Origin of the sequence: Sphingopyxis sp. YR583 (assembly GCF_900108295.1) — a bacterium.
Taxonomy (GTDB): domain Bacteria; phylum Pseudomonadota; class Alphaproteobacteria; order Sphingomonadales; family Sphingomonadaceae; genus Sphingopyxis.
The window spans coordinates 867,055-892,157 of the sequence record NZ_FNWK01000001.1 but is presented as its reverse complement, the minus strand read 5'-3'; the positions used below and the strand labels follow the sequence as shown (position 1 = coordinate 892,157).

General features: G+C 65.0%; 25 protein-coding genes. 15 read left to right on the top strand and 10 right to left on the bottom strand.

Annotation, left to right across the window (positions count from 1 at the left end; all coding sequences use genetic code 11):
* Positions 1–25: 25 nt before the first annotated feature.
* The 6 genes from BLW56_RS04065 to xth all read left to right on the top strand — a co-directional run bounded on the left by BLW56_RS04065 (position 26) and on the right by xth (position 6,049).
* Positions 26–2,734, top strand: a complete 2,709-nt coding sequence (locus BLW56_RS04065) for a bifunctional [glutamine synthetase] adenylyltransferase/[glutamine synthetase]-adenylyl-L-tyrosine phosphorylase (protein ID WP_093509353.1) — start codon at positions 26–28, stop codon at positions 2,732–2,734.
* Positions 2,731–3,195 carry a peroxiredoxin gene (locus BLW56_RS04060; RefSeq protein ID WP_177175806.1) on the top strand — a complete coding sequence of 155 codons (465 nt, stop codon included), beginning with the start codon at positions 2,731–2,733 and terminating at the stop codon, positions 3,193–3,195. The genes BLW56_RS04065 and BLW56_RS04060 overlap by 4 nt, the downstream gene beginning before the upstream one ends.
* Positions 3,195–3,986: a ferritin-like domain-containing protein gene (locus BLW56_RS04055; RefSeq protein ID WP_093509352.1), complete on the top strand. Its 792-nt coding sequence runs from the start codon at positions 3,195–3,197 to the stop codon at positions 3,984–3,986. The genes BLW56_RS04060 and BLW56_RS04055 overlap by 1 nt, the downstream gene beginning before the upstream one ends.
* Positions 3,987–4,130: 144 nt before the next feature.
* Entirely contained in the window at positions 4,131–4,805 is a 675-nt protein-coding gene (locus tag BLW56_RS04050) for a M23 family metallopeptidase (protein ID WP_256203286.1), read from the top strand.
* Positions 4,806–4,897: 92 nt separating this feature from the next.
* Complete coding sequence (gene erpA, locus BLW56_RS04045; protein ID WP_093509350.1) at positions 4,898–5,239, top strand: iron-sulfur cluster insertion protein ErpA; 342 nt, start codon at positions 4,898–4,900, stop codon at positions 5,237–5,239.
* Between the two features lie 39 nt (positions 5,240–5,278).
* Entirely contained in the window at positions 5,279–6,049 is a 771-nt protein-coding gene (gene xth / locus BLW56_RS04040; protein ID WP_093509349.1) for an exodeoxyribonuclease III, read from the top strand.
* On the opposite strand, the gene BLW56_RS04035 is transcribed toward xth, so the two are convergent.
* The 3 genes from BLW56_RS04035 to BLW56_RS04025 all read right to left on the bottom strand — a co-directional run bounded on the left by BLW56_RS04035 (position 6,046) and on the right by BLW56_RS04025 (position 9,833).
* A complete protein-coding gene (locus BLW56_RS04035) occupies positions 6,046–7,167 on the bottom strand; it encodes a DUF1501 domain-containing protein (protein WP_093510772.1) in 1,122 nt (373 codons plus the stop codon). The two genes, xth and BLW56_RS04035, sit on opposite strands and share 4 nt — an antisense overlap.
* Positions 7,168–7,170: 3 nt before the next feature.
* A complete protein-coding gene (locus tag BLW56_RS04030; protein WP_093509348.1) occupies positions 7,171–8,604 on the bottom strand; it encodes a DUF1800 domain-containing protein in 1,434 nt (477 codons plus the stop codon).
* A gap of 62 nt (positions 8,605–8,666) precedes the next feature.
* Positions 8,667–9,833 carry an N-acetyltransferase gene (locus BLW56_RS04025; protein WP_093509347.1) on the bottom strand — a complete coding sequence of 389 codons (1,167 nt, stop codon included), beginning with the start codon at positions 9,831–9,833 and terminating at the stop codon, positions 8,667–8,669.
* 118 nt (positions 9,834–9,951) lie between these two features.
* On the opposite strand from BLW56_RS04025, the gene BLW56_RS04020 reads away from it, so the two are divergent.
* Complete coding sequence (locus BLW56_RS04020; RefSeq protein ID WP_093509346.1) at positions 9,952–11,061, top strand: fatty acid desaturase family protein; 1,110 nt, start codon at positions 9,952–9,954, stop codon at positions 11,059–11,061.
* Positions 11,062–11,067: 6 nt separating this feature from the next.
* Here the strand turns inward: BLW56_RS04020 and BLW56_RS04015 are convergent, their stop codons facing one another.
* On the bottom strand, positions 11,068–11,763 hold the full coding sequence (locus tag BLW56_RS04015) for a class I SAM-dependent methyltransferase (RefSeq protein WP_093509345.1): 696 nt from the start codon (positions 11,761–11,763) through the stop codon (positions 11,068–11,070).
* Positions 11,756–12,214 carry an RrF2 family transcriptional regulator gene (locus tag BLW56_RS04010; RefSeq protein WP_093509344.1) on the bottom strand — a complete coding sequence of 153 codons (459 nt, stop codon included), beginning with the start codon at positions 12,212–12,214 and terminating at the stop codon, positions 11,756–11,758. Before BLW56_RS04010 ends, BLW56_RS04015 begins: the two co-directional genes overlap by 8 nt.
* Positions 12,215–12,466: 252 nt before the next feature.
* Here BLW56_RS04010 and BLW56_RS04005 point away from each other — a divergent pair, with 252 nt between their 5' ends.
* Positions 12,467–12,985: a GNAT family N-acetyltransferase gene (locus BLW56_RS04005; protein WP_093509343.1), complete on the top strand. Its 519-nt coding sequence runs from the start codon at positions 12,467–12,469 to the stop codon at positions 12,983–12,985.
* Here the strand turns inward: BLW56_RS04005 and BLW56_RS04000 are convergent.
* The 4 genes from BLW56_RS04000 to BLW56_RS03985 all read right to left on the bottom strand — a co-directional run bounded on the left by BLW56_RS04000 (position 12,964) and on the right by BLW56_RS03985 (position 15,858).
* On the bottom strand, positions 12,964–13,737 hold the full coding sequence (locus BLW56_RS04000; protein WP_093509342.1) for an esterase/lipase family protein: 774 nt from the start codon (positions 13,735–13,737) through the stop codon (positions 12,964–12,966). The genes BLW56_RS04005 and BLW56_RS04000 overlap by 22 nt on opposite strands.
* 10 nt (positions 13,738–13,747) lie before the next feature.
* Entirely contained in the window at positions 13,748–14,923 is a 1,176-nt protein-coding gene (locus BLW56_RS03995) for a PQQ-dependent sugar dehydrogenase (RefSeq protein ID WP_093509341.1), read from the bottom strand.
* A gap of 69 nt (positions 14,924–14,992) precedes the next feature.
* Positions 14,993–15,628 (bottom strand): sigma-70 family RNA polymerase sigma factor, encoded by a 636-nt coding sequence (locus BLW56_RS03990; protein ID WP_093509340.1) that lies wholly within the window; start codon positions 15,626–15,628, stop codon positions 14,993–14,995.
* Entirely contained in the window at positions 15,628–15,858 is a 231-nt protein-coding gene (locus BLW56_RS03985) for a NepR family anti-sigma factor (protein ID WP_143043366.1), read from the bottom strand. Before BLW56_RS03985 ends, BLW56_RS03990 begins: the two co-directional genes overlap by 1 nt.
* A gap of 174 nt (positions 15,859–16,032) precedes the next feature.
* Between BLW56_RS03985 and BLW56_RS03980 the strand changes: the two genes are divergently transcribed.
* Both BLW56_RS03980 and BLW56_RS03975 read left to right on the top strand, forming a co-directional pair.
* Positions 16,033–16,437 (top strand): BLUF domain-containing protein, encoded by a 405-nt coding sequence (locus tag BLW56_RS03980; protein ID WP_093510771.1) that lies wholly within the window; start codon positions 16,033–16,035, stop codon positions 16,435–16,437.
* Positions 16,438–16,497: 60 nt separating this feature from the next.
* Positions 16,498–17,133, top strand: a complete 636-nt coding sequence (locus BLW56_RS03975; protein ID WP_256203285.1) for a sigma-70 family RNA polymerase sigma factor — start codon at positions 16,498–16,500, stop codon at positions 17,131–17,133.
* An 85-nt stretch (positions 17,134–17,218) separates the two neighbouring features.
* On the opposite strand, the gene BLW56_RS03970 is transcribed toward BLW56_RS03975, so the two are convergent.
* Entirely contained in the window at positions 17,219–18,013 is a 795-nt protein-coding gene (locus tag BLW56_RS03970) for a response regulator (RefSeq protein WP_093509338.1), read from the bottom strand.
* Between the two features lie 278 nt (positions 18,014–18,291).
* Between BLW56_RS03970 and BLW56_RS03965 the strand changes: the two genes are divergently transcribed.
* From BLW56_RS03965 to BLW56_RS03945, 5 genes are read left to right on the top strand one after another with little or no spacing between them, the layout of a single operon-like run.
* Positions 18,292–19,767 (top strand): sensor histidine kinase, encoded by a 1,476-nt coding sequence (locus tag BLW56_RS03965; protein ID WP_256203284.1) that lies wholly within the window; start codon positions 18,292–18,294, stop codon positions 19,765–19,767.
* A gap of 60 nt (positions 19,768–19,827) precedes the next feature.
* A complete protein-coding gene (locus tag BLW56_RS03960) occupies positions 19,828–21,078 on the top strand; it encodes a putative DNA modification/repair radical SAM protein (protein WP_093509336.1) in 1,251 nt (416 codons plus the stop codon).
* Positions 21,075–22,502, top strand: coding sequence for a UdgX family uracil-DNA binding protein (locus BLW56_RS03955; protein WP_093509335.1), 1,428 nt, complete (start codon positions 21,075–21,077; stop codon positions 22,500–22,502). The genes BLW56_RS03960 and BLW56_RS03955 overlap by 4 nt, the downstream gene beginning before the upstream one ends.
* Positions 22,502–23,515, top strand: a complete 1,014-nt coding sequence (locus BLW56_RS03950; protein ID WP_093509334.1) for a ligase-associated DNA damage response exonuclease — start codon at positions 22,502–22,504, stop codon at positions 23,513–23,515. Before BLW56_RS03955 ends, BLW56_RS03950 begins: the two co-directional genes overlap by 1 nt.
* Positions 23,512–25,080: a cisplatin damage response ATP-dependent DNA ligase gene (locus tag BLW56_RS03945; protein WP_093509333.1), complete on the top strand. Its 1,569-nt coding sequence runs from the start codon at positions 23,512–23,514 to the stop codon at positions 25,078–25,080. The genes BLW56_RS03950 and BLW56_RS03945 overlap by 4 nt, the downstream gene beginning before the upstream one ends.
* The last annotated feature ends 23 nt before the right edge of the window (positions 25,081–25,103 follow it).

The following is a 25,103-nucleotide window of genomic DNA, read 5'->3' as shown; positions in this document are numbered from 1 at the left end:
GCGTCGCGGGTGATAGGGCGGGGCGATGGCTATCCTCGATGCTTCCAGCCGCCAGTCGGCACTCGACCGCCTGACAGCGCACGCGCCCTTCCTTGCACGGCTTGCCGATCTCAATCCCGATGACGTCGCCCGTTATCTGCGCGACGGTACGGACGTGGCATTGGCGGCCATCACGCCGCCGTCGGCGGGCGACGATATCATGCGGACGCTGCGCCAGTGGCGCGGGCGGCTGGCGCTGCTCCTTGCACTTGGCGATTTGTCGGGCGAGCATGATGTCGCGACGACGACGCGGCTCCTGTCGGATTTCGCCGATCAGGCGTGCGATGCCGCGCTCGCGGCGGCCTTTGCCGAGCGGGTGCCCGACGAGGAGCCGCGCGGGCTTGCGGTAATCGCGCTGGGCAAGCTCGGCAGCCACGAGCTCAATTACTCGTCGGACATCGACCCGATCCTGATCTTCGATCCCGAAACCCTGCCGCGCCGGTCGCGCGACGATCCCGGCGAGGCGGCGGTGCGGATCGCGCGGCGGATGACCGAAATATTGTCGGCGCGGACCGGCGATGGGCATGTGCTGCGCGTCGACCTGCGGCTGCGTCCGCATCCCGAGGTGACGCCGATCGTGCTGCCCGTCGATGCGGCGATCTCCTATTATGAATCGGAGGCGCTAGCTTGGGAGCAGGCGGCCTTCATCCGTAGCCGCGCGTCTGCGGGGGACCGCGCGCTTGGCGAACAGTTCCTGTCGGCGATCCAGCCCTTCATCTGGCGCCGCAGCCTCGATTTCCGGCAGCTCAAGGAAATCGGCGCGATGAGCGATCGGATCCGCGACCATTTCGCACAGGGGCAGGCGTTCGGGCCGGGGTTCGACCTGAAGCGCGGGCGCGGCGGCATCCGCGAGATCGAATTTTTCGCGCAGGTCCATCAACTCATCTATGGCGGGCGCGATCCTTCGCTGCGCGTGCCCGCGACGGCCGATGCGCTCGCGGCGCTTGCGACCGCAGGGCGGATCGAGCCCGAGATCGCGGCCCGCCTGTCGGGCCATTACGCGACGCTGCGCCGGATCGAGCACCGTCTGCAGATGATCGAGGACCAGCAGACGCACAGCCTGCCAACGCAGGAGACCGCACTCGACTGCGTCGCGCGGCTCGATGGCGAAGCCGATGGTGCGGGGCTGCTTGCGGTGCTCGAACCCGTCGTCGCCGACGTCGGAAATTGTTACGACCGGCTCGTCGCCGAACGCGCAGTGACGACCGGACTGCCGCGCGACGAGGATGGTCTTGCGGTGCAACTGGCCGCGGCGGGGTTCGATCCGCCCGACGCGGCGCTCCGCACGATCGCCGAATGGCGCGGTGGCAAGTTGCGTGCGCTGCGCAGCCCCGCCGCGCTCGATGCGCTTGAGACGATGCTGCCCGAGCTGGTCAAGGCGCTCGGCGCGGCACCAGATCCGCAAGCGACGCTGACGCGCTTCGACAAGCTCGTTGCCGGGCTGCCGAGCGCCATCAATTTCTTTCACCTGCTCGCGGCGCAGCCGGCACTGGCGCGGATCGCGACGCGGATCTTGTCGCTCGCGCCAACGCTCGCCGATGCGCTCGGGACGCGGGTCGAGCTGATCGAGGGGCTGATCGACCAGCGCGCTTTCGATGCGCCCGCAAATAAGGAACAGCTCGCCGCCGAATGGGGGCCGGGGCTCGCGGTGCTCGATTATGAGCGGTTGCTCGACCGCGTCCGCGACCATGTCGGTGAACGGCGCTTCGCCTATGGCGCGCAGCTTGTCGCGGGGGCGACCGATCCGCTCGTGATTGCATGCGGCTATTCCGAACTCGCCGAAGCGGCGCTGCAAGTGCTCGCCGACGCAACGGTTGCCGAATTCGTCGCGGCGCATGGCCGCATCCCAAATAGCGAACTTGTCGTGCTCGCGCTCGGGCGCCTCGGGGGCCGCGCGCTGACGCATGCGTCGGACCTTGATCTCATCTATCTTTTCACCGGCGACCATCTCGCCGAATCCGACGGGCCGCGTCCGCTCGGCGCGACCACCTATTACAACCGGCTTGCACAGCGCGTGACCGGCGCGATGTCGGTGCCGACCGCGGCGGGCAAGCTCTACGATGTCGACACGCGGCTGCGCCCGCAGGGCGCGCAGGGACCGCTTGTCGTGACGGTCGACAGCTTCGAACGGTATCAGCGCGAGGAAGCCTGGACGTGGGAGCATATGGCGCTGCTCCGCGCGCGGCCGGTCTATGGTTCCGACGCAGCAAAGGGCGAGGTGCAGCGCATTATCGACGAATTGCTCGCCGCCCCGCGCGATCCTGTGAAGCTCGCGGCCGACGCTGCCGAAATGCGCGAGAAGATTTCGGCGCACAAGCCGCCACAGGGGCCGCTCGACATCAAGGGCGGACCCGGCGGGCTCGTCGACCTCGAATTCGCGATGCAGGTGACGCAGCTCGTCAGCGGGCAATGCCATGACCCGAATATTTCGTCGGCGCTTGGCTGCATGAAGGCGGTAGCGCTCGTTCCGCCCGAAGTGATCGAGGCGCACGGCCTGCTTGCGCGGATGCTGGTGATGCTGCGCCTGACCGCACCCGAAGGCGAACCGCCGACCGCCGCCGCGCGCCAGCTCGTCGCGAGCCAGTGCGGTGAGCCCGGCTGGCCGCAACTGCTTGCCGCGCACGACGCCGTGCGGCAGGAGATCGCGAATTGGTGGGCATCGATTCGCCCCGCAAAGCAGGAGACAAAGCCGTGACCCTCGCAATCGGAGATGGCGTTCCCGCCGTGAAGCTGCTCGACGCCGATGGTGCTACGATCGACCTCGCCGCGATGAAGGGCGCGCCGCTGGTCGTCTATTTCTATCCCAAGGCCGACACGCCCGGCTGCACGACCGAGGCGCAGGATTTCACGCGCCTTGCGCCCGAATTCGCGCATCTGAACGCGCAGGTCTTTGCGGTATCGCGCGATGCACCGGCGAAACTCTGCAAGTTTCGTGACAAATACGGCCTCACCGTCCGCCTCGCTTCCGACGAAGATGGCACCGCCTGCGAAGCGTTCGGTACCTGGGTGGAAAAACAGAATTACGGTCGCAGCTATATGGGGATCGAACGCTCGACTTTTCTCTTCGACCGTGAAGGAAAGCTGGCGAAGGAGTGGCGCAAGGTGCGTGTGAAGGGTCATGCCGACGCCGTGCTGGAGGCCGCAAAGGCCCTTTGATGCAGTCGCTGGGCGAAGCCGCGCGCGCGGTCCTGCTGACGCCGGACCCGCACGACAAGCGCCGCGCGGCGCGCAGCCTGGCACGGGCGTGGCGGCAGGGCCGACTCGCGCATCGCTGCGATACGCCGATGCCGGACCAACCCGCATGGCCGGCAACGCCAGAACTGCTCCCGCCGAACCGGATGCCGAAGCGCGGCAGGGGCGGGTCCGAGCGTGGGCGCGTCGCGTTGCTTCATGCGCTCGCGCATATCGAGTTCGTCGCGATCGACCTGGCTGTCGATCTGGTCGGGCGGTTCGGCGGCGAATTCCCGCGTCGGTTCGTCGACGACTGGATCGCCGTGGCTGCCGACGAGGCGATGCATTTCGCATTGCTCGACCGGCGACTTCGGCAGCTCGGCAGCCATTATGGCGCGCTCCCAGCGCACGCCGGATTGTGGGAATCGGCCGAATCCACCGCAGACGATGTACTGGCGCGGCTTGCGATCGTGCCAATGGTGCTCGAGGCGCGCGGACTTGACGTCACGCCGTCAACGGTCGAGCGCTTCCGTGCGGCGGGGGATGAGACGTCGGCGAATATTTTATCGCGTATTTACAACGATGAAATCCGCCATGTGACCGCTGGCACAGTCTGGTTTCGGCAAAAGTGCGATGAAATGGGATTCAACGTCGTCGAAACGTGGCACGCGCTGGTGAAGTCGCGCTTTCGGGGCAGTCTGAAGCCTCCGTTCAACGACTCGGCGCGCCACGACGCCGGTTTAACGCAAGAATTCTACGCCGTTATTGCTTCGTAAGGATTGGAACAGCACACAGGCTTCCGCGGGGGATGAGCAATCATCCAAACCAAGAAACACCGGCGCCAAGGCCCATTCTACGGACTTTGGCGACATGGCAAACGCGGGGTCGTAGTTTTGATAAACACTCTTCTGGCGCAGAAGTTGCACCAAGTCGCAATATTCTGCGCGGCAGCATGTTTCGGACTGGCCACACCGGCCGCCCACGCTGCCGAAACCAGTGCCGACGCTGGTATTGTCACGCCCGACGAACCCGATGATGACAGCTTCACCGCTGGCGTTCCGTCGGTCGGCGAGGACAGCGAAGCCCGCGCAATCTTCCAAGCGTGGAAGCGCCTCGACACCGGCCTGACCGCCTCGATCGGTGTTGCCGTTCCGTCGCGCCGCCCGATCGACCAGATGTCGCTGTCGTCGTCGTACGGCATGCGCGTCCACCCCGTCACCGGCAAGGTCGCCCGCCACAATGGCATCGACATTCCGGCACCGCACGGCACCCCGATTTATGCGACCGCCGATGGCATCGTCGGCCGCGCCCAGCGTCTCGGCGGCTATGGCAATTATGTCGAAGTCGAGCATGGCAACGCGATCCAGACGCGCTATGGTCATATGTCATCGTACATCGTGACCCCGGGCCAGTCGGTGAAGAAGGGCCAAGTCCTCGGTTACGTCGGTTCGACCGGTCGTTCGACCGGCAACCACCTCCATTATGAAGTCCGCATCGAAGGCGCTCCGGTCAACCCGATGCCGTTCGTTCGCTCGGACCAGATGGCGATCGCCGCCATCACCGGCAAGAATGTCGCGATGGGCGGTCCCGAATAACAAGCTTTCCTGGGTCGGAGAGGAGGGGCGCCAGGCGGGTCAACCGTCGAGGCGCCCTTTTTATTTGTGCATAAGGTCCCTATCTAGCGCTCATGGCCACGCAGCTTTCCGAAATCACCCTCTCGCCCGCCGCCGCAGCGCGCGTCCGCTGGATCGCGACCCGCAAGGGAGAGGCTGAGGCCGCGCTCCGCCTCGCGGTCGATGGCGGCGGCTGTTCGGGCTTCACTTACCGCTTCGGCCTCGCCGAAGGAATCGATGCCGATGACATCGTCACCGAAACCGACGGGGTGAAGCTGGTTGTCGACCCCATCAGCATCGATCTGGTGCGCGGGTGCATCGTCGACTTCGTCGATTCGCTCGGCGGATCGTCGTTCAAGGTCGAAAATCCCAACGCGGCCTCGGGCTGCGGTTGCGGATCGAGCTTCTCGATCTGACGCCTTTCACAGCGGCGCGCTTGCTGGCATAGCGAGCCCATGAAAATCGCGACCTTCAATATCAATGGGATTAAGGCCCGTTTGCCGCGCCTCGTCGAATGGCTCGAGGAAACGCAGCCCGATATCGCCTGCCTGCAGGAACTGAAATCGAGCGACGAGACGATGCCGACGAAGGAGATCGAGGCGGCGGGTTACGGCTTTCTCTATCATGGTCAAAAGGGCTTCAACGGCGTCGCGATCCTCGCGAAGGGCACCCAGCCGGTGGAAACGCAGAGCGGTCTCGCCGGCGAACCCGAAGACGAGCAGTCACGCTATCTGGAGGCCGACGTCCATGGCCTGCGCGTCGCGTCGATCTATCTTCCCAACGGCAATCCGCAGCCCGGACCGAAATTCGATTACAAGTTGCGGTGGATGGCACGGTTGCGCGAGCGCGCGAAATTCCTCCTCGCCTCCGAAATTCCGACGATCCTGACCGGTGACTATAATGTCATCCCGCACGACGATGATGTGTGGGATCCGCGCGTCATGGCGACCGACGCGCTGATGCAGCCCGAATCGCGCGACGCATGGTTCCGCCTGCTCGGCGACGGCTGGACCGACGCGATCCGCAGCCGCCATCCGGCGGGCGGGGTCTGGACCTTCTGGGATTATCAGGCCGGCGGCTGGCAGCGCGACCATGGGTTCCGCATCGACCATCTGCTGCTCAGCCCCGCGCTCGCCGACCGGCTTGTCGACGCGGGCGTCGACAAGGATCATCGCGGCCGTGAAAAGGCCAGCGACCATGCGCCGACCTGGGCGATCCTCGACTAAGCGTCGGGATACAGCGTCGACATCACCCGCGTCAGGTCGAGCGCATAATGATGCGCCACCGCGCCTGCGATCACGCTTTCGAGGCTGCGCGTCGGCTTGAGGTCGCGGCCTTCGTAGCGCGCGGCGGTGCCGAGGCCGGGCCAGTCGGCCGACACCTTGCCGCCGTCGCTCAATCCGCCGCCGAGCAGCATCGCGGTCGATGCGGTGCCATGGTCGGTGCCGCCGGTGCCGTTGACCTCGACCGTGCGGCCGAATTCGGTCGCGACGATGACCAGCGTGTCGTTCCATGCGGGACCGAGCCCCGTCTGGAGCGCACCGACGAGCTGGTCGAGCCCGCGCAATTGCGCCGCGAGCCGTCCGCGCTGGCCGCTGTGCGTGTCCCAGCCGCCCGTTTCGACCATCATCACCCGCGCGCCGTCGACGGGCAGCATCAGCGACGCTGCGAGCTTGCCAAGGTCGGCGCCGTTGCGGCCGTTGTTGCCGCCGATGTCGCCCGCGAGTTCCTGCGTCTTGATCGCGCTGTCCCAGAGTGGATGAAGGAGGGGATCGTCCTGATAGAGCGCAGTCAGCCGCGCGATCAGGTCGGCGTCGGCCTGCGGCAGGCGGCTCGGCGCATAGGTGCCGACCTGTACGGATCCGCGAAGCGCGAGCGGCACCGCTGGGGCGATGGCAATGGCGTCGCGTTCGGCGGCGGGAAGCAGAGTGAGGAGCCGACCGACCCAGCCATCATCACGTCCATAGGGCCGCGATCCGCCGCCCTCGAGCATATTCTGCCCGTCGAAATGCGAACGATCCCGATAGGCGGTAGCGACGGCGTGTGCGAAATGCGCCTGCTTGCCGGTGTAGAGGCCAGCTGTCGTCGCGAGCGCCGGGTGCAGCGTGAACATGCCGTCGAGCTTCGCGCCGGCGGCAGTTTCGTCCGCCATCGCGCGGCGCGCTGCGGCAAAGGCAGGGTCGCCGGTGGGCGCAACGGTGGCGAGACCATCGGCGGCGCCGCGCTGGATGATGAAGACGAGGCGCTTTGGCGTGCCTGCGGCGGCATAGGCAAAGCTGGGCAGCGCGCCCGTGGCTGTGACGGCAATCCCAGACAGGACGATCGAACGGCGTGAGAGGATCATCATCTATCTCCGCAGGAAAGCAGGGCTGGCGAACAGCATCGCGAGCCCCTGTCCGGGGCTGTCGGCGCGCGCGATCGCTTGGGCGGTTTCGGGGGTGAGTGCGTCGGCTAGAACAAGCGGGGCGAGGGCGCGGGCATCTGCGCGGTCGCCGATCCGTCCCGCGATGCGGCTCGCGAGTTCGACGCGCTGCATCAGCGCTGCCGATCCGGCCCAGGTTGCGACCACATCGTCATAGCCCTTGGGCGATCCCGGGCGCCACATCGGCTGGCCGAGTTGGGCGAACATCGCGGCGATATTCTGCCGCTCGCCGAGCCCCGGAGTTTTCAGCACGCGCAGCATCGACACAGTCCAGTCCCAAGGGGATTTGAACATTGCGGGGGCGACCACCCATGGCTCCGGCGAAGCGACAAGCGTGCGATAGAGCGACGGAAGATCGCCGCCGGTCTTGAGGAAGTCTGCCGACAGCCGGTCGACAAGCGGGGCGGGCGGATCGTCGCTGGTGAAGTGTCGCGCCAGCTTGGTCGCGATATGTTGCGCGGTCGCGGGATGGACGGCGAGGTCGCGAAGCACGGCTTCGGCCTGACGGCCGCCGGGCTGGTTGTAGCTTTTGCCGAGGATCGTCTGCGCGCCCGGCTGGTGCAGCCGCTCGACGAACAATGTCTCGCCGGGTTCTGCGTCGGCGGGCATCAGCCGCTGGCCCGCGCCGCGCCCAAGGCCCGCCACGGTCAGGCCGGTGAGCGCCTTCGCAAAGCTCGTCACATCGGCCTGCGTATAGCCCGTGCGCACGCCGAGCGTGTGCAATTCCATGATTTCGCGTGCGAGATTCTCGTTCAGCCCCGGCGCCTGCCGGTTGCCGCGATTACGGATGCGTGTCGCGAAGGGGCTGTCGGGGCCAAAGCTTTGCGCCTGGTCGAGATAGAGAAGCATCGCGGGATGACGGATCGCGGCGACCAGCAGGTCGGAAAATTTGCCCATGATATGCGGGCGGATCGCCTGATTCTCGTAATTGCCCGCAAAGCCGACGACGGTCTGCTTGTCCGCCGACACCGCGAAATGATTGGACCAGAAATGGACAAGCCGTTCGGGGAAAGGCGTCGGTGTCGCGATCGCTGCGGCGAGGCGCGCGCCCACGGCCTCGGCATAGTGGCGCCGGAAACCCGCGCGCGACATGCGGCGAAGCTCCTGGGGCATCGACGCTTCGCCATCGTTCATCTGCGCCACATCGTTCGCCTCGCGGCGCATCGCCTGCCGCTCATCGCGATATTCGGCATAGGCATTAGCGATCGCCGCGCGTCCGGCAAGGCCAGCGAGCGCGGGCGGGGCGGGATCGTAATCGTCGATCTGGCGCGTCAGCCAGGCCCTCGGGTCACCGATCGCGGGATCGTCGAACCGGCGGCCGAGACCGAAGCGGTGGGCGGCAAGATATTGGACTGCCATGACAAACCTTTCCGCGCCCCAAACGCACGATGGTCGTCATTTGTCGCAAATCTGTCCCGGCGTCAGAGCGATTTGTCGTAAATCTGGTACACGCGGTTAACCTTGGCCTCGATCGCGTCGGCGACGGCGTTCATCCCCTGATTGTCGTCGAGCACCCAGCCGATATCGCCGCGCTGGGTGCCATAATCGCGCACCGCGTCGCGGCGGATATATTCGATCATCATGAAGGCAAGCGTGCTCGCCATGCGGCTGTTCTGCAGCTTTTTCGCGACACCCATCAACGGCACGCGCAGGATGTGGCTCTGCGGCTTGCGTAGCCACCACAGCAGCCGCGCCCAGTTGAAGGGAAGCAACGAGCCGTCCATGTCGATCAGCAGCTGGTTGATGTTGGGCAGCACGATCATGAAGGCGACCGGTTCGCCATCGACTTCGGCGACGCGGATCAGATCCTCGAACACGATGTCTTTCAGCTTTTTGCCGACATAGGCGATCTCGCTGTCGGTCAGCGGGACAAAGCCCCAATTGTCCGACCAGGCATCGTTGAGCAGCCCCATGATCAGTTTCGCTTCGGCAGCGAAACGGCGCTTGTCGACCTTGCGGATGCGAATGCGGGCATTTTTTTCGCCGGCCGCGACGATGCGATTGACGAGGGGCGGGAACCCGTCGGCAATCGCGACGTCATAGTTCAGCAGCTGCTTGACCCGGCGATAGCCCGCGCCCTCGATCCATGCCCGATAGAGCGGGCTGTTGTGCCCCATCATCACCGTCGGCCGGTTGTCGAACCCCTCGATCAGCAGGCCGGGTTCGTCCCAGATCGAAATCGACAGTGGGCCCAGCGCGCGGTGCATGCCCTGGGTGCGCAGCCAATCCTCGGCGGTAGCCAGCAGCGCCTGCGCGGTGGCTTCATCTTCGGCTTCGAGCAGGCCCCAATTGCCGGTTCCGGGGCCCATGCCCTGTTCGGCCGGCTGCGCCAGCGCCAGTTCGTCGATATGCGCCGAGATGCGGCCGATCGTGCGGCCACCCTGCCGCGCGAGGAAGAACTGCGCCTTGCCATGTTCGAACCACGGATTCTTGCCCGGAGTGAGCAGGCCGTACACTTCGCCCTTCAGCGGCGGAACCCACGACGGATCACCGCGATTGAGCCGATAGGCAAGCTCGACGAACTCGCGCAGATCGGCCTTGTCCTTGACCGGGTGGATGGTGATCGGGCCGTCGCTATGTCCGCTCATACTGGTTTCCTGAAAAGGGCATCCTATATTTTGTGGCGACGCATTACGGCATAGAAATGGCGCTGGCGACCCGCATTCGGCCATTTTGCTGCCACGAAAATATGGTTTTGGACCCGCTATGACGACGATCAATCCTCCTGCCGATCGGATCGCGACCCCGTTCGTGACGTCGGCGACGAAAGTGCCCAAGTCGGCGATTGCCGACGACATGGCGATGATCCGCGCGGCCTCGGAGCTGACGCGCGATCTCGTGCAGCCGAACGCGCGTATCTATTGGACCGATATGCTCGCCTCGGCTTTCGTCGGCTATGCCGGTATCGCGGCCGCGATTCTCGCCCCCTCCACGGCGTGGATGTTGGTCGCCGCGGCGATTTCGGTGATCGCGCTGTATCGCGCGGGCAGCTTCATTCACGAGCTGACGCATATCCGAAAAAATGCGCTGCCGGGCTTCCGTCTTGGCTGGAACATCCTTGTCGGCGTGCCGATGCTGATCCCGTCCTTCATGTATGAGGGCATCCACAGCCTGCACCACAACCGTACCAAATATGGCACGGTCGAGGATCCCGAATATCTGCCGCTCGCGCTGATGAAGCCGTGGACGGTGCCCTTGTTCGTCGTCGCAGCCGCGTTCGCGCCGGTCGCGCTGGTCTTTCGCTATGCCGTGCTCACCCCGCTGTCGTTCCTGATCCCGCCGCTGCGCCGGATCGTCGTCGAACGCTATTCGGGGATGATCATCAACCCGCTGTTCCGCCGCAAGCCGCCCGAAGGCGAGTTCCGTCGGCAATGGGCATGGCAGGAGGGCGGCGCCTGGGCGTGGTCGAGCCTGCTGATTGCCGCTGGCGTTTTCGGCTGGGTGCCGCTCCGCGCGCTGCTCATCTTCGGCGCGATTGCGTCGGCGACGCTTGTGCTCAACCAGATCCGCACCCTCGTCGCGCATCTGTGGGAAAATGACGGCGACGTACTGACCGTGACCGGCCAGTTCCTCGACAGCGTCAACGTCCCGCCGCCGGGGCTGCTGCCCGAATTGTGGGCGCCGGTGGGTCTGCGCTATCACGCGCTGCATCACCTGCTGCCGGGTGTGCCTTATCATTCGCTGGGCGAGGCGCACCGCCGCCTGAAGGACGCGCTGCCCGTGGATTCGCAATATCATGGCGCGAACTACGACAGCCTGCCCAAGCTGGTGATGAACCTCGTCGCCGGTTCCGCGCGCGGTGCGGCGGGGCGCTAGTCGCGCTCAGGCATAACCCACCCAGCCGCGCCAGGTGAACGCGGCGTAGAATTGTTCGACGCCCGCGAACCCGGCGGCGCGCAATATGTCTTCGTCGGCTTGGGGGCTGAGCATCGCGACATGCGTGGCGACAGCCTCGCGGCCCTTTGCGACTTGTTCCGGGTCGCCGCCCGAGGCAATGGCAAAGGCAGCGTATCGATCGAGCCAGCGCTCGCGCTCGTCCGGGCCCTGCGGAAAGCTGCCGTGCGCGGCTACGAAGGGGGCGCCGGGTTTCAGGCGACGGCGGATTTCAGCGGCGGTGCGGATGCGCTCTTCGACATTGAGGAAATGGAGCGTCAGCAGGCACGTCGCGCCGTCGAACGGTCCGGCTGGGGCGTCGTCGATATAGCCTTCGATCAGGTCGGCGCGCTGGGCTTCGGGGCCAAGCACCTGCGCGGCGAGGTCGAGCATCGGGCCTGCCGGGTCGACGCCGGTGAAGCGCCATCCCGGATGCGCCTCGGCCATCGCCTTGATCTCGCTGCCGCCGCCCGCGCCGAGGACGAGGATATGGGCGTCATTGGGGACGCGCTCGGCGAGCAGAAGCCCGGTCATGCGGTGGAGCCCGTCGAGGCCGGGCACGAAACGGCGCGGCCCATCCGTGTAGCGCGCGACCGCCTCTGGATCTTTGAAGCTGTCGAGGAAATGCTGCGTGCCTTCAGCCATGAATATGCTCCTTTGTATCGGGGGATCGTGCGGCCATGCGCGCGTGGAAATCGGCGGCGAGGGCCGCGAGGGTTACTTCGCCGAAGCGCGCGAGCAGCAGCGCCTCGGCATCGCGAAAGCCGGAGTCGAGTGCGGCGTTGACCGCCTGTTCGACGAGGCAGCCGGGCGCCTCGGTGCGGTTTCCCATCGCCATCAGGCTGGGCTGCCCGATCGCGTCATAGACATCGCGCATGGTGATATCGGCGAGGGGCTTTGCGATCGTCCAGCCGCCGCCATGTCCCTTTTCGCTGTGGACGAAGCCCGCATCGCGTAGCCCGCCGAGGATGCGGCGGATCACGACCGCGTGCGTTTGCATCGCTTTCGCAAGCTGATCCGAGGTCATCGGGGATTCCTGTTCGGCCATGTGGAGGAGGACGTGGAGTACGCCCGAGAGCCGGCTGTCGCGTTTCATGTAACTTTAAATAGTACGTGATATGCAGAGGTCAACCCCGGGGCTTGATCGCATGGCGCGGCGCTGATAGGTCCACTCACGATGACCAACGACCGATCCACCCGATTCAAGGCGTATTGGCGCTCCTTTACATAGGAGCGGCATGGCATCACCTGTGACCATCGCCGCCGTGACCGGAAGGCGAATGGTTGTCATCACATCATCAGACCAGAAACCCCGGCCTCGGCGTGCGCTTTTTGAAGAAGACGCGACATGACCGATACCTTGCTTGCCCTGTCGACCGACCATTGCCGCATCACGCCGCTTTTTGCCGATGATGCGCGCGCGCTGGCCGCGATCACCGACGAGACGGTGACCGCGCGGGTCCATTTTCTGCCTGCACCCTTCACCGAAGCCGATGCGCGTGCGTTGATCGCCAGATCCGGCGGCGGCGACGTTTTTCATGCGGTGCGCGACGAAAGCGGCCTCGACCTCAACGGTGTAATCGGGGTTCACCGCCGTTTGGGGCAGGAGTATGAGATCGGATACTGGTTCGCGGCGCGTGTGCGCGGCAAGGGGATCGCGACCGAGGCGGTGCGCGCGGTGGTCGACGCACTCGCCGTGTCGCGGCCGGGATGCTCGATCGTCGCCGAATGCCATCCCGACAACGAGCGCTCGCGCGCGCTGCTGCGTCGGATCGGCTTTGTCTCGACAGGCCGCCCCGGAAAGCGTCCGGGGCGGACGCTGATGGCCTGGCGTGCGGCGCCCGCCTATCGCATCGACGTCTGCTGATAGGGGCCGGGCGGGGCGACCTCTTCGGTCAGCGCCTTGGCGATCGCGGCGACCGAGGTCGGGGCGTAAGCGAAGCCCATATGGCCGCAGTCGACCTCGACCTGCCGGTCGCTTTCGTGCGGAAGCCCGCGCGCGCTGCCGACCGCGACGACGCCGTCATGTTTCGACCAGAGCGCGAAGGTCGGCATTTCGGGTCGCGGCGCAGGGTGAAAGTCGATCGGCGGATTGTCGACCGGATGGCGCGCGATCAGGTGATAGAGACGCCAGGCGCGATTGGCGCGGCGGCTGCCCGAAAAGGGCGAACCGAGCGTCACGACGCGCGCGACCTTGTCCGGATGATGCTTGGCATATTCGCGGGCGTAGATGCCGCCGAGGCTCCATCCGACGAGCGCGGGGGCATAGCCGGTGCGGTCGATGATCCATTGCACGCGCGTGTCGATGCGGTCGATGATGTCGGCGGTCGCGCCGCGGTTGAAGCCGAGGCCCCACGCATAGCAGCGGAAGCCCGAGCGGCGGAGGTCGGCGCGAAGCGCCTTCGTTGCCCAATCGCCCGACAGGAAGCCCGGAAGAACCATGACCGGGGGATGTTCGCTGTCGGGATTGGGCTCGGCCGGCATCGGCCGGATGCGGCCGCCGAGCGCGCGCGCCAGCGACCCCATCTCGCGCCACAAGAGCGCGAGCGGCGGCAGCGCGTCGGGGTCGGGAATGCGCGCCGGCCATTCGGCGCGCCGGGTGAGGAAGCCGCGGATCATGCGGCCGCCTTTACCTTTTCGGGACGAGTTTCACCAGCTTGCCATTCTCGCCATCGGTCAGCAGCCAGACTGATCCGTCGTCGCGCACCTCGACCTCGCGGATCCGCTGGCCGAAATTCCAGCGATCGGACTTATGCAGCGTGTCGCCGTCGATGCTCATGCGGACCAGCCCTTCGCCCGACAGCGCTCCCATCAGCAGGCTGTTCTTCCAGCCCGGATAAAGGTCGCCATCGTACCAGGCGAGCCCTGCAGGGGAGACCGAGGGGTTCCACCACAGCTTCGGCGCCGCAAATTCGGGGCGGGTCGGATGGTCGGGAATATCCTTGCCGTCATAATGATCGCCGTTCGAAACGATCGGATATCCGTAATTCGCCTTCGCCTCGACCAGATTGACTTCGTCGCCCCCCTTCGGGCCCATTTCCTGATTCCACAGTTTGCCGGTGCCATCGAAGGCGAGGCCGAGAATGTTGCGGTGGCCGAGCGACCATATTTGCGCGGTGACGCCGCCCTGAGCAGCAAAGGGATTGTCGGCGGGGACGCTGCCATCGGGGTTGAGGCGGAGGATCTTGCCGAGATTGGCCTTCATATCCTGTGCGGGATCGAACTTCTGGCGTTCGCCCGATCCGATGAAGAGATATTTGCCGTCGGGCGAGAAAGCGAGGCGGTGCGAGAAATGGCCGCGGCCGGTGACCTTCGGATCCTGTTTCCAGATGATCTGCAGACCGTCGAGCCGCGGCGCGGCGCCTTGTACCAGCTTCGCCTTGGCGACGACGGCGCCGAAGGTATCGCCGCTGCCGGCCTCGACCCAGCTCAAATAGATGGTATCACTGGTCGCAAAGTCGGGGGCGACGATCACGTCGCCGAAACCGCCCTGCCCGCCATAGGCGACGGTGGGGACACCCGCGACATCCTGTGTCGGACCATTCTCCTGCCACAGTTTGAGCTTGCCCGATTTCTCGGTAACCAGCGCGGCGCGCGTGCCCGGGACGAAGGTCATCGCCCAAGGTTCGTTGAAGCTCGCGATCTCCTGAACCGTGAAGGGCGCGTCGGCGAGCGGCGTCGCCGGCTGTGCGCCCGATGCGTCGAGTTTTGCGGTGTCGGCAGGGGCGGCTTCGGTCGCGGCGGGCGCCGAGCAGGCAGCGATGGTGAGTGCGGCGATCAGGGCGAGGGGCGGCAGGTTCGTCATCGGGAAGCTCGCTTTGCTGAGGGAGGGACGCGCCGTTCTGACGCGCCCGCATCGCAAAGTCGAGAGGGCTTAACGGTTCGCCGCCTCGCGCCGCGCGGTGATCGTCTCGACGCTGTCCATGATTGCGTCGACCGCCTCGCTCGATGGCGGAGCGTCGGCACGTTTCTGGGAAAATTGGCCGCTATTCATGATATCCTCGAGCGCGGCGCGAGCACGCGAGACGCGGCTCTTCATCGTGCCGAGCGCGCAATCGCAGATGCTGGCGGCTTCTTCGTAGGACAGGCCGCCTGCGCCGACGAGGATCAATGCCTCGCGCTGGTCCTGCGGCAATTCCATCAGGCCGCGCTGGAGGTCGGCCATCTCGCCGCTGTCTTCCTGACTGGCCGGGGTCGACATGGTGCGCTCGACCGCGGTCTCGTCATATTCGCCGACGAACTTGTTGCGGCGCATCTGCGACAGGAAGGTGTTGCGAAGGATGACGAAGGTCCAAGCCTTGATCGACGTGCCGCGTTCGAACCGTTCGCGCGACGCCCATGCCTTGACCATCGTGTCCTGCGTCAGATCGTCGGCGAGATCGGGATTGCCCGACAGGCTGCGGCCATAGGCGCGCAGATGGGGGATGACACCGGCGAGCAGCGTCTTGAATTCGCTGTCGGACAGGGTTTCGGCCTGCGGCTGCGAAGCAGCGGCGGTGGTTCCGGTCATTATGGCTTCGGACTTTTCTGATCGAGCCGGGAAAGAAGATCGAGCATGTTGTCGGGCAGTTTTTCGGCAACGACATTGCCGTAAATCATGCGCAGCTTCGCGCTCACCGGCTCGGGTGCCTGCCGTCCCGTAAGCGTGCGATGCCACTCGTCGCCGTTCGTACCGGGAAAGCTTCCCTCCGTTCGGCGCGGCGTATCGGCGCCCAGGGGCGGCGGGGCCTTGCCGTTCATCCTGTTGTTGCCTTGCGTAGCCATGCGGGAGCAACGAGGAAGGCGCCCGCTGGTTCCACGGATTCCGTTTTTTTGCGACGAATGCGTTGCCAATAAACCACACCGGCCGTAAGCCATGTCCTGTGAGGGGTCACATTTTGCCCGGCCTGCGTCCGGGGCATGCGAGGTGGCCAGTTGCTTTCCGTTACCTATGTGAGCGTCGCCGATCCGTCGATCAGCGACGAAGAAATTGCGTCGATCCTGGTGTCGGCGCGCCGCAACAATGTGCGCGACGAACTGACCGGCGCGCTCGTCTATAATGGGCATAACTTCCTTCAACTTCTGGAAGGGCCGGACGAAAAGGTCGAAGCCTGCCTTGCTGTCATCCGCGACGACGCGCGGCACAGTGGCATGATCGAAGTGCGCCGCCGCACGATCGAAGCACGCGACTTCGGCGAATGGGCGATGCTGTATGACCCGCGTTTCGAATGGCGCGACGACGGTCTGTCGCGGCTCGCGGCCGACGGCCGGATCGATGCCGTAGACGAAAAGATATTCGCCAATTTCATCGCACTGGGCCGCCGCCCGTTTGTAGAGTGACCGGCGGCGCGCTTGCAATGCAAGGTCGAAACGCTAAGCCGGTTGGAACATGAAGAAACATTGCCAGACAAAGGCCTTTTTATCAGCGATATAACGCCCCAACCGCTCGACGATGCCAGCTTCAAGCGCGAATTGGCGGCGATGCTGCCGCACCTGCGCGCGTTCGGGCGCAGCCTGACGGGCAATGCGGACCTCGCCGACGATCTGGTGCAGGAAACGATGCTAAAGGCATGGAAGGCGCGCGCGCAATATGTGCCCGGACCGGCCAGCATGAAAAGCTGGGCCTTCGTCATCCTGCGCAACTGTTTCCTGTCGCAGATGCGGCGCAAGAAATTCACGGCGGAATATGACGAAATGGCGGCCGAGCGTTTGCTTGTCGCGCCCGACGATCAGGACGACAGCCTGCATCTGGCGGACGTACAGCGGGCGCTGATGCTGTTGCCCGTCGACCAGCGCGAGGCGCTGGTGCTGATCGGCGCAGGGCAGCTCTCCTATGAAGAGGGCGCCGAGATTTGCGGTTGCGCAGTCGGTACGATGAAAAGCCGCGTGTCGCGCGGCCGGGCGGCGCTTCAGGCCATTTTGGAAAGCGGCGAAATGCCGCTGCGCAGCACCGACGCCATCCCGTCGAGCGAGGCGTTTCGAACGATCATGGACAATGTCGACCAGTTGACCGGGGGCGGGCCGTCACCGGATTAAGCGGAACTTTCGGACCGCACGCCTCGTCCGTTTTCTCGTTACGATTGATGCCTACAGCACCTTGCGGCCGTCGGGATAAGCTGTCTTACGCCGCGAGTTGCGGCGTGAAGAGCAGGCTCTGGCTGATCGCAGCGCGGACCGTATTCTCGCGAAAGGGTTTCGAGATGAGGAAGGTCGGTTCGACCCGGCCGCCGGTCAGCAGCCGTTCGGGAAAAGCGGTGATGAAGATCGCGGGGACCGGGGCGATCGCCAATATGTCCTGAACCGCATCGATCCCCGACGATCCGTCCGCGAGTTGAATATCGGCGAGAACGAGCCCGGCGTCGGTCTCCTCGAATGCCGCGACCGCATCCTCGTGCGTCGTAGCGATTCCCGCGACGCGGTGGCCGAGATCGCGCACGATCTGTTCGAGCTCCATGGCGATCAACGGCTCGTCCTCGATGATCAACACCGAGGTGCGCGATTCGCGGTCGAGTTCGCCGACCGCATCGGCGAGCAGGGTTTCGACCGTCCGGTTGTCGGTGCCCGTAATCAAGCCGGCTTCCTCGACCGAAAAGCCCTCGAGCGCGGTGAGGAGCAACACCTGTCGTCCGAGCGGTGTGATCTGGACAAGGCGCCGGTGCGCCGCGCGGACGAGCGGGTGTTCGCCTTCGTCGCTGTCTTCGCCCTCGTCGATATAGGCGCTTTCCCAGATGCGGTGAAAATTGCGGTAGAGGTCGATCCGCGTGCCGTCGCCGCTGTGAAATTCATCGGGCGCCGCGACGATGACTTCGAGGGTCGTGTGCACGAAATTGTCGCCATGCTGCTGGCTGCCCGTCAAAGCCCGGGCATAGCGGCGCAGGAAGGGCAAATGTCCGCGAAGTTCCTCACCCAATGTCATCAAATTGCTCCCTCTTGAGTTCAGTCATACGCGCCCCGGCGCGGGTGGGTTCCCGCGCGGCGACCGGAAAGCCGCGTTGATGACTGCAACTTGTCGCGCATCAAAGCGTAGAGTCAGCCGGGACGCGATGATGAAGCGGCGTAAGTGAGTGGAATAAAACCACTTTCCTTTTGCGCCGCGCGTATGCTTTTACAGGGACCATATTCATGGCAGAGCGGCGCCCCGGGGAATCGAGCGATACAGGGTCACCGGTATCGCAGCGTAGCGAGGGAGGGAATTTGGCGGACGGGGGCAACGACACGGCAATCGCGGCCGAACGGCTGCGGCTCGACACGCTTCGCGAGTATCGGATTATGGATACCGCGCCCGAGGCGGCGTTCGACCGCGTAACGCGAATGGTTGCCGAATTGTTCGATATGCCGATCGCGCTGATATCGCTCGTCGACGACCGACGTCAGTGGTTCAAGTCGGCGCATGGTATCGAAACCCGCGAAACGCCGCGCGACTTCAGTTTTTGTCCGTATGTGATCGCGGAGGATGCGCCGGTCATGGTGATCGACGCGCTGGCCGATCCCCGCTCGCGTGATAATCCGCTCGTCATCGGCGATTTTCATATCCGCTTCTACGCAGGCGTGCCCCTTCGCGCGCATAATGGCGCGATCCTCGGCAGCCTTTGCGTCCTCGACCGCAAGGAGCGGGCCGCGCTGACCGAGGTCGATCTGGCGCGGCTCGAGGATTTTGCCGGAATCATCATGGCCGAGGCCGATCTGCGCCGCATCGGTGCCGAGCGCGACGACGCGCGCCGCACACTTGAGCGGGCTCTCGATTTTTCCGGGATAGCGACCTGGCAATATGATCCGAAGGCCGATCGGCTGAGCACGCAGGGCGCCGGAGCCGAACTTTGGGGTTCGGGTTTCGAAGCGACACTGGCGACGGGCAACGGCTTTTTTGATCTCGTGCATCCCGACGATCGAGCGGCGCTGCGGACCCTATTGGAAGAAACAGTCGCCAATCGCACCCCTTATTCGGCCGAATATCGCGTACTCAATTCGGAAAGGGGTGTCCGCTGGAACGCCGTGCGCGGCGACTGGGTCGGTCATTCGGACGAGGCAATGCTGACCGGGGTGAGCATCGACATCACCGAACAGAAAAGCCGTCAGGAAAATGCCAATCTACTGATGCGCGAACTGCATCACCGGATGCGCAATCTGTTCGCGACGGTCAGCGCGATCATCTCGCTGACCCGTCATGCCGCGCGCGATGTCGACGACTATGTCGAACGGATCAGCAGCCGCCTCGACGCGCTGAACCGCGCGCAGAATGTCCTGCTCGGGTCGAACTTCATGACCGGATCGATGCACGCACTGATGCGCGAGGTCGAGGCGGCCTTTCCGCGCATCCGCTGGTCGGGGCCTGACCTGTTGCTGCCCGAAAACGCTCTGGTCGCGATGGCGCTGCTGTTCAACGAACTGGCGACCAATGCCGTCAAGCATGGCGCATTGACCGGAGAAAATGGCCGTGTCGATGTCAGCTGGACGCAGGAAGAAGAGGGCGCCGACGACCGCATGTTCCGCCTGACCTGGGCCGAAAGCGGCGGCGCCCGCGAGGTGGTGGCGCCCGAGCATACGAGTTTCGGCACGCTGCTGATGGAGCGCAGCGTGAAGAACAATCTTGGCGGGACGGTCGAACGGCGGTGGGACCCGAGCGGGCTGATCGTCGAAATCGCCCTGCCTGCGCGCTGGCGCGACGCATAAGCGCGTTCGGCCGATATCGAAGTATTTGTTCTCTTTATGTTCTGACGCTAAGCATGGAACATGTCTGCCAAACCGATTCTCGAAAAACTGGCCGTGCTCGCCGATGCGGCGAAATATGATGCGTCCTGCGCGTCGTCGGGGACGGTGCAGCGCGATTCGACCCAAAGCAAGGGGATCGGATCAACCGAGGGCATGGGCATCTGCCACAGCTATGCGCCCGACGGCCGGTGTATATCGCTGCTCAAGATCCTGCTGACCAACTTCTGCATCTACGACTGCCGCTTCTGCATCAATCGCGCGTCGAGCAATGTCGAACGCGCGCGGTTCAGCCCGCAGGAGGCCGTCCGGCTGACGCTCGATTTCTACAAGCGCAATTATATCGAGGGATTGTTTCTGTCGTCGGGAATCATCCGGTCCGAGGATTACACGATGGAGCAGCTCGTCGAGGTTGCGCGTATCCTGCGCGAAGAGCATCGCTTTGGCGGCTATATCCATCTGAAGACGATTGCGGGTGCCGATCCGGGGCTGATCGCGCTTGCGGGGCTCTATGCCGACCGCCTGTCGACCAATGTCGAATTGCCGACGGAGGCGGGGTTGCAGAGCTTCGCGCCCGAAAAGAAACCCGAGACGATCCGCAAGACGATGGCATCGGTACGCGTCGGCGCTGACGATGCGATCGAGGCGGCGAAGAGCCGGCTGATCGGCAAGGCGGTGCCGCCGCGCTTCGCGCCCGCGGGGCAATCGACGCAGATGATCGTCGGCGCCGATGCCGCGCGCGACGATGATATCCTCAAGACCGCGACGAACCTCTATTCGGGCTATCAACTGCGCCGCGTCTATTATTCCGCATATAGCCCGATCCCCGATGCGAGCAGCGATTTGCCGCCGGTACGCCCGCCTTTGATGCGCGAGCACCGGCTGTATCAGGCCGACTGGCTGCTGCGCTTCTATGGTTTCGAGCGCGCCGAGATCATGGAGGGCGCGAGCGGCGGGATGCTCGACCTCGCCATCGATCCAAAACTCGCATGGGCGCTGATGCGGCGCGAGGCATTTCCCGTCGACATCAACCGCGCGCCGCGCGAGTTGCTGCTGCGTGTGCCGGGGTTGGGGACGAAGGCGGTCGACCGCATCGTCGCGGCGCGGCGGCTGGGCAATTTGCGGCTCGGCGATCTCGCGAAGCTGACCGCGTCGGTGAAGAAGGTTTTGCCGTTTATCGTCACCCCTGATTGGCGGCCGGGCAAGCTGACCGACAGCGCCGATCTGCGCGCACGCTTCGCGCCGCCCGCGGAGCAGCTGGCGCTCGCGCTGTGAGGGAGGTGGTGCTGCAAACCCCCGGCGATTTCGCTGAGTGGCGGAGTGCTGCGCGAGGGCTTCTCGGGAGCGGTATTGCGCCGGACGATGTGAGCTGGCGCGGTGGTGCCGAGGGGGCGTCGCTGTTCGGCGATGAGGCGGTCGCGGTGCCCGCGGGCGCCGTATCGCTGCCGCGCGAATTGCTCGAGATCGCCGAGCGGGTCATTTGCCATCGCGATCCTGAAGTGCCGGCGCGGCTCTATCGGATCATCTGGCGCGCGGCACGCGATCGGCAATTGCTCGCGCGGGCGACCGATGCCGAGGTCGACTGGCTGCGTAAGGCCGACAAGGCGATCCGCCGCGACGTGCACAAAATGCATGCCTTTGTGCGCTTTCGCCGCCTTGGCGAGGAGGCTGGACGAGAAAGTTTCGCCGCTTGGTTCGAGCCGACCCACCGCATCTTGCGGCTGACCGCGCCTTTCTTTCAGCGGCGCTTCTACGGGATGGATTGGGCAATCGTGACGCCCGATGCGCGCGCGATCTGGCGGGACGAGAAACTCATTTATGGACCCGGCGGCACGAAGGACGAGGTGCCTGATAGCGATATCGTTGAGGATCAATGGCGCACCTATTATGGCGCGATCTTCAACCCCGCGCGTGTCAAGATCGACGCGATGCGCGCCGAGATGCCCAAGAAATATTGGAAGAACCTGCCCGAGGCGCAGGATATCGCGCCGCTGCTTGCGGGCGCCGAGGCACGGGTGGAACGCATGCGCGAAGCGGCCGTTTCTCTCGCGAACCCTCTGACCAACAAATGGCGGACGCGCGTGCCCGAAGACTTGCTCCTCGATGATGATGTGAAGTCGCTCAGCGACGTCGCGCGCGCGGTTGATCGCTGTAAGCGCTGCCCGATCGGGTGCAATGCGACACAAGGCGTCGCGGGCGAGGGGCCGACCGATGCGCGCATCATGGTCGTGGGCGAGCAGCCGGGCGATCATGAGGATTTGCAGGGACGGCCCTTCGTGGGCCCGGCGGGGCAGGTGCTGAACGAAGCGCTGGCGGAAGCGGGGCTCGACCGGACGCGGCTGTTCCTCACCAACGCGGTCAAGCATTTCAAGTTCGAGCCGCGCGGTAAAAGGCGGTTGCACCAAAACCCGACGACCGGCGAGATCGATATGTGCCGCTGGTGGCTCGACAAGGAGCGCACGTTCGTGAAACCCGACTTGATCGTGACCTTGGGTGGAAGCGCCTTGCGCGGGGTGACGGGCAAGAGTGCGAGCATCACGTCGATGCGCGGCGCGGTGCATGAACTGGCGGGCGGCAGCAAGCTGGTCGCGACGATCCATCCATCCTTCCTGCTTCGCCTGCCCGATCGCGAACGTGCTGCTGAGGAACGCAAGATGTTTGTCGCCGACCTGATCCGCGCACGGAAACTTGCCGCCTGATGGCAAAAGCGAAGACCTGGATCGAGCCACATCCAAGCGGCATTCATGTGAAGCCCGCCGACCTGTGGATCGATCCCTCGCGCCCAGTCGAACGCGCGGCGGTGACGCATGGCCATGCCGACCATGCGCGCAGCGGCCATGGCGCGGTGTTCGCGACCCCCGAGACTTTGGCGATCATGGCGCTGCGCTATGGCGTCGATGTCGGGGCGAGCCATAATCAGGCGTTTTCCTATGGCGACGGTTTCGAGCGCGGCGGGGTGCGCTTCAGTTTTTACCCGGCGGGACATGTGCTCGGCAGTGCGCAGATATTGATGGAATATCAGGGCGAGCGGATCGTTGTTACGGGCGATTACAAGCGTCGGCCCGACCCGACGTGCAAGCCCTTTGAGGTCGTGCCGTGCGATATCTTTGTCACCGAGGCGACTTTCGGCCTGCCGGTGTTTCGCCATCCGCCGACGGTTGACGAGATTGCGAAGCTGATCGGCGCGGTGCGCGCCGAGCCTGATCGGTCGGTGCTCGTCGGCGCCTATGCGCTGGGCAAGGCGCAGCGCGTGATCGCCGAATTGCGCGGAGCGGGGTGGGATGCGCCGATCTATATCCATGGCGCGCTCGAGAAGATGTGCCAGCTTTATGCCGTGCGCGGCGTCGATCTCGGCGAGCTGCGGCTCGTGAGTGAAACCGATAAGGCCGAGATGGCCGGGCAGATCGTGATGGCGCCGCCGTCGGCGCTCAACGATCGCTGGTCGCGGCGGCTGCCCGATCCGGTGACCGCGATGGCGTCGGGCTGGATGCGCGTGCGTCAGCGTGCGCGGCAGCGGATGGTCGAGCTGCCGCTGGTGATTTCGGACCATGCCGACTGGGATGAGCTGACGACGACGATTTCGGAGGTGAACCCGAAGGAAAGCTGGATCACGCACGGAAGCGAGGATGGCCTACTGCGCTGGTGCGAACTGCATCAGCGCAAGGCGCGCGCGCTGCATTTGGTCGGCCGCGATCTGGAGGAAGAGGCGTGAAGCGCTTCGCGGCCCTGATCGACCGGCTGATTTATACGCGCTCGCGCAATTCGAAGCTCGCGCTGATCGTCGACTATCTGCGGCACACGCCCGACCCCGACCGGGGATGGGCGATCGCGGCGCTGACCGAGAGCCTCGACTTTCCGGCGGTGAAGGCGGGGACGGTAAGGGCGTTGCTCGCGACGCGGGTCGATGAGGAATTGTTCCGGCTGTCGCGGCATTTTGTCGGTGATACGGCGGAGACGGCAGCGCTGCTCTGGCCCGATGCGTCGAGGAAGAAGGCCGACCTCAGCGTCTCCGAAGCCGTCGATGCGCTCGCGGCCGCAAGCCGCAGCGATGCGCCTGCCGTGGTGGCATCCTTGCTCGACCGGCTCGATGCCGACGGGCGCTACGCACTGCTCAAGCTTGCGCTCGGAGGGATGCGGGTCGGCGTATCGGCGCGGCTGGCGAAGCAGGCTTTTGCGCAGGCGTTCGATGTTCCCGTCGACGATGTCGAGGAGCTGTGGCACGCGATCCCGCCGCCCTATGCGCCGCTGTTCGCATGGGGCGAGGGCAGGGCGGAGCGGCCCGACCTCAAGGATGTCGCTTTCTTCCGTCCCTTCATGCTCGCGCATCCATTAGAGGAGGAGAGTGTCGACCTCTCCGACTATGCCGCCGAGTGGAAATGGGACGGCATTCGCGTCCAGATCGTGCGCGGTGGCAGCGAGACGCGCATCTACAGCCGCGGCGGTGAGGAGATCAGCGGGGCGTTCCCCGAACTTGTCGCGGCGTTCGATCAGGACGCGGTGATCGACGGCGAACTGCTCGTGCGCGGCGAGGTGCAGGGCGGTGAGGCGGCGAGCTTCAATGCACTGCAACAGCGCCTCGGACGCAAGGTCGTGTCGAAGAAGATGCTCGCCGACTATCCGGCTTTCGTGCGCGTTTACGACCTGCTCGCGGTCGACGGTGAAGATCTGCGCGGGCTCCCCTGGACCGAGCGGCGGCGGCAGTTGGGGGCGTTCGTGCCGCGCCTCGCCGACAGCCATTTCGACCTGTCGCAGGTGATCGAGGCCAGCGATTTCGACGACCTCGCCGAGCGCCGCGCGGGCGCGCGCGATGCGGCGGTCGAGGGTGTCATGTTGAAACGCCGCGATGCGCCCTATGTCGCGGGGCGCCGCGCGGGGCTCTGGTATAAATGGAAACGCGACCCGCTCACGGCCGATTGCGTGATGATGTACGCCCAAAGGGGGAATGGACGCCGCGCGAGCTTCTATTCGGACTATACTTTCGGCTGCTGGTCCGATGCGGGCGAACTGCTACCCGTGGGGAAGGCCTATTCGGGCTTCACCGACGAGGAGTTGAAGTGGCTCGACAAATTCGTGCGCGACAACACGCTGAACCGTTTCGGCCCGGTGCGCGAGGTCGAGAAGTCGCTCGTGCTCGAAGTCGCGTTCGATTCAATCCATGCGTCGAAGCGCCACAAGTCGGGTCTCGCGATGCGCTTTCCGCGCATATCGCGCATCCGGCGCGACAAGCCCGCCGAAGAGGCTGACCGGATCGCGGCGCTGCAAGCGATGGTGACCTGAAAATTAGCCGGAAAAATTGCGAT

What these genes read in the sequence shown, in the direction of transcription:
- BLW56_RS04065 (WP_093509353.1), top strand. Translation starts at nt 26, where the DNA reads ATGGCTATCCTCGATGCTTCCAGCCGCCAGTCGGCACTCGACCGCCTG.
- BLW56_RS04055 (WP_093509352.1), top strand. Translation starts at nt 3,195, where the DNA reads ATGCAGTCGCTGGGCGAAGCCGCGCGCGCGGTCCTGCTGACGCCGGAC.
- erpA (WP_093509350.1), top strand. Translation starts at nt 4,898, where the DNA reads ATGGCCACGCAGCTTTCCGAAATCACCCTCTCGCCCGCCGCCGCAGCG.
- xth (WP_093509349.1), top strand. Translation starts at nt 5,279, where the DNA reads ATGAAAATCGCGACCTTCAATATCAATGGGATTAAGGCCCGTTTGCCG.
- BLW56_RS04035 (WP_093510772.1), bottom strand. Translation starts at nt 7,167, where the DNA reads ATGATCCTCTCACGCCGTTCGATCGTCCTGTCTGGGATTGCCGTCACA.
- BLW56_RS04030 (WP_093509348.1), bottom strand. Translation starts at nt 8,604, where the DNA reads ATGGCAGTCCAATATCTTGCCGCCCACCGCTTCGGTCTCGGCCGCCGG.
- BLW56_RS04025 (WP_093509347.1), bottom strand. Translation starts at nt 9,833, where the DNA reads ATGAGCGGACATAGCGACGGCCCGATCACCATCCACCCGGTCAAGGAC.
- BLW56_RS04020 (WP_093509346.1), top strand. Translation starts at nt 9,952, where the DNA reads ATGACGACGATCAATCCTCCTGCCGATCGGATCGCGACCCCGTTCGTG.
- BLW56_RS04015 (WP_093509345.1), bottom strand. Translation starts at nt 11,763, where the DNA reads ATGGCTGAAGGCACGCAGCATTTCCTCGACAGCTTCAAAGATCCAGAG.
- BLW56_RS04010 (WP_093509344.1), bottom strand. Translation starts at nt 12,214, where the DNA reads ATGAAACGCGACAGCCGGCTCTCGGGCGTACTCCACGTCCTCCTCCAC.
- BLW56_RS04005 (WP_093509343.1), top strand. Translation starts at nt 12,467, where the DNA reads ATGACCGATACCTTGCTTGCCCTGTCGACCGACCATTGCCGCATCACG.
- BLW56_RS04000 (WP_093509342.1), bottom strand. Translation starts at nt 13,737, where the DNA reads ATGATCCGCGGCTTCCTCACCCGGCGCGCCGAATGGCCGGCGCGCATT.
- BLW56_RS03995 (WP_093509341.1), bottom strand. Translation starts at nt 14,923, where the DNA reads ATGACGAACCTGCCGCCCCTCGCCCTGATCGCCGCACTCACCATCGCT.
- BLW56_RS03990 (WP_093509340.1), bottom strand. Translation starts at nt 15,628, where the DNA reads ATGACCGGAACCACCGCCGCTGCTTCGCAGCCGCAGGCCGAAACCCTG.
- BLW56_RS03985 (WP_143043366.1), bottom strand. Translation starts at nt 15,858, where the DNA reads ATGAACGGCAAGGCCCCGCCGCCCCTGGGCGCCGATACGCCGCGCCGA.
- BLW56_RS03970 (WP_093509338.1), bottom strand. Translation starts at nt 18,013, where the DNA reads ATGACATTGGGTGAGGAACTTCGCGGACATTTGCCCTTCCTGCGCCGC.
- BLW56_RS03960 (WP_093509336.1), top strand. Translation starts at nt 19,828, where the DNA reads ATGTCTGCCAAACCGATTCTCGAAAAACTGGCCGTGCTCGCCGATGCG.
- BLW56_RS03950 (WP_093509334.1), top strand. Translation starts at nt 22,502, where the DNA reads ATGGCAAAAGCGAAGACCTGGATCGAGCCACATCCAAGCGGCATTCAT.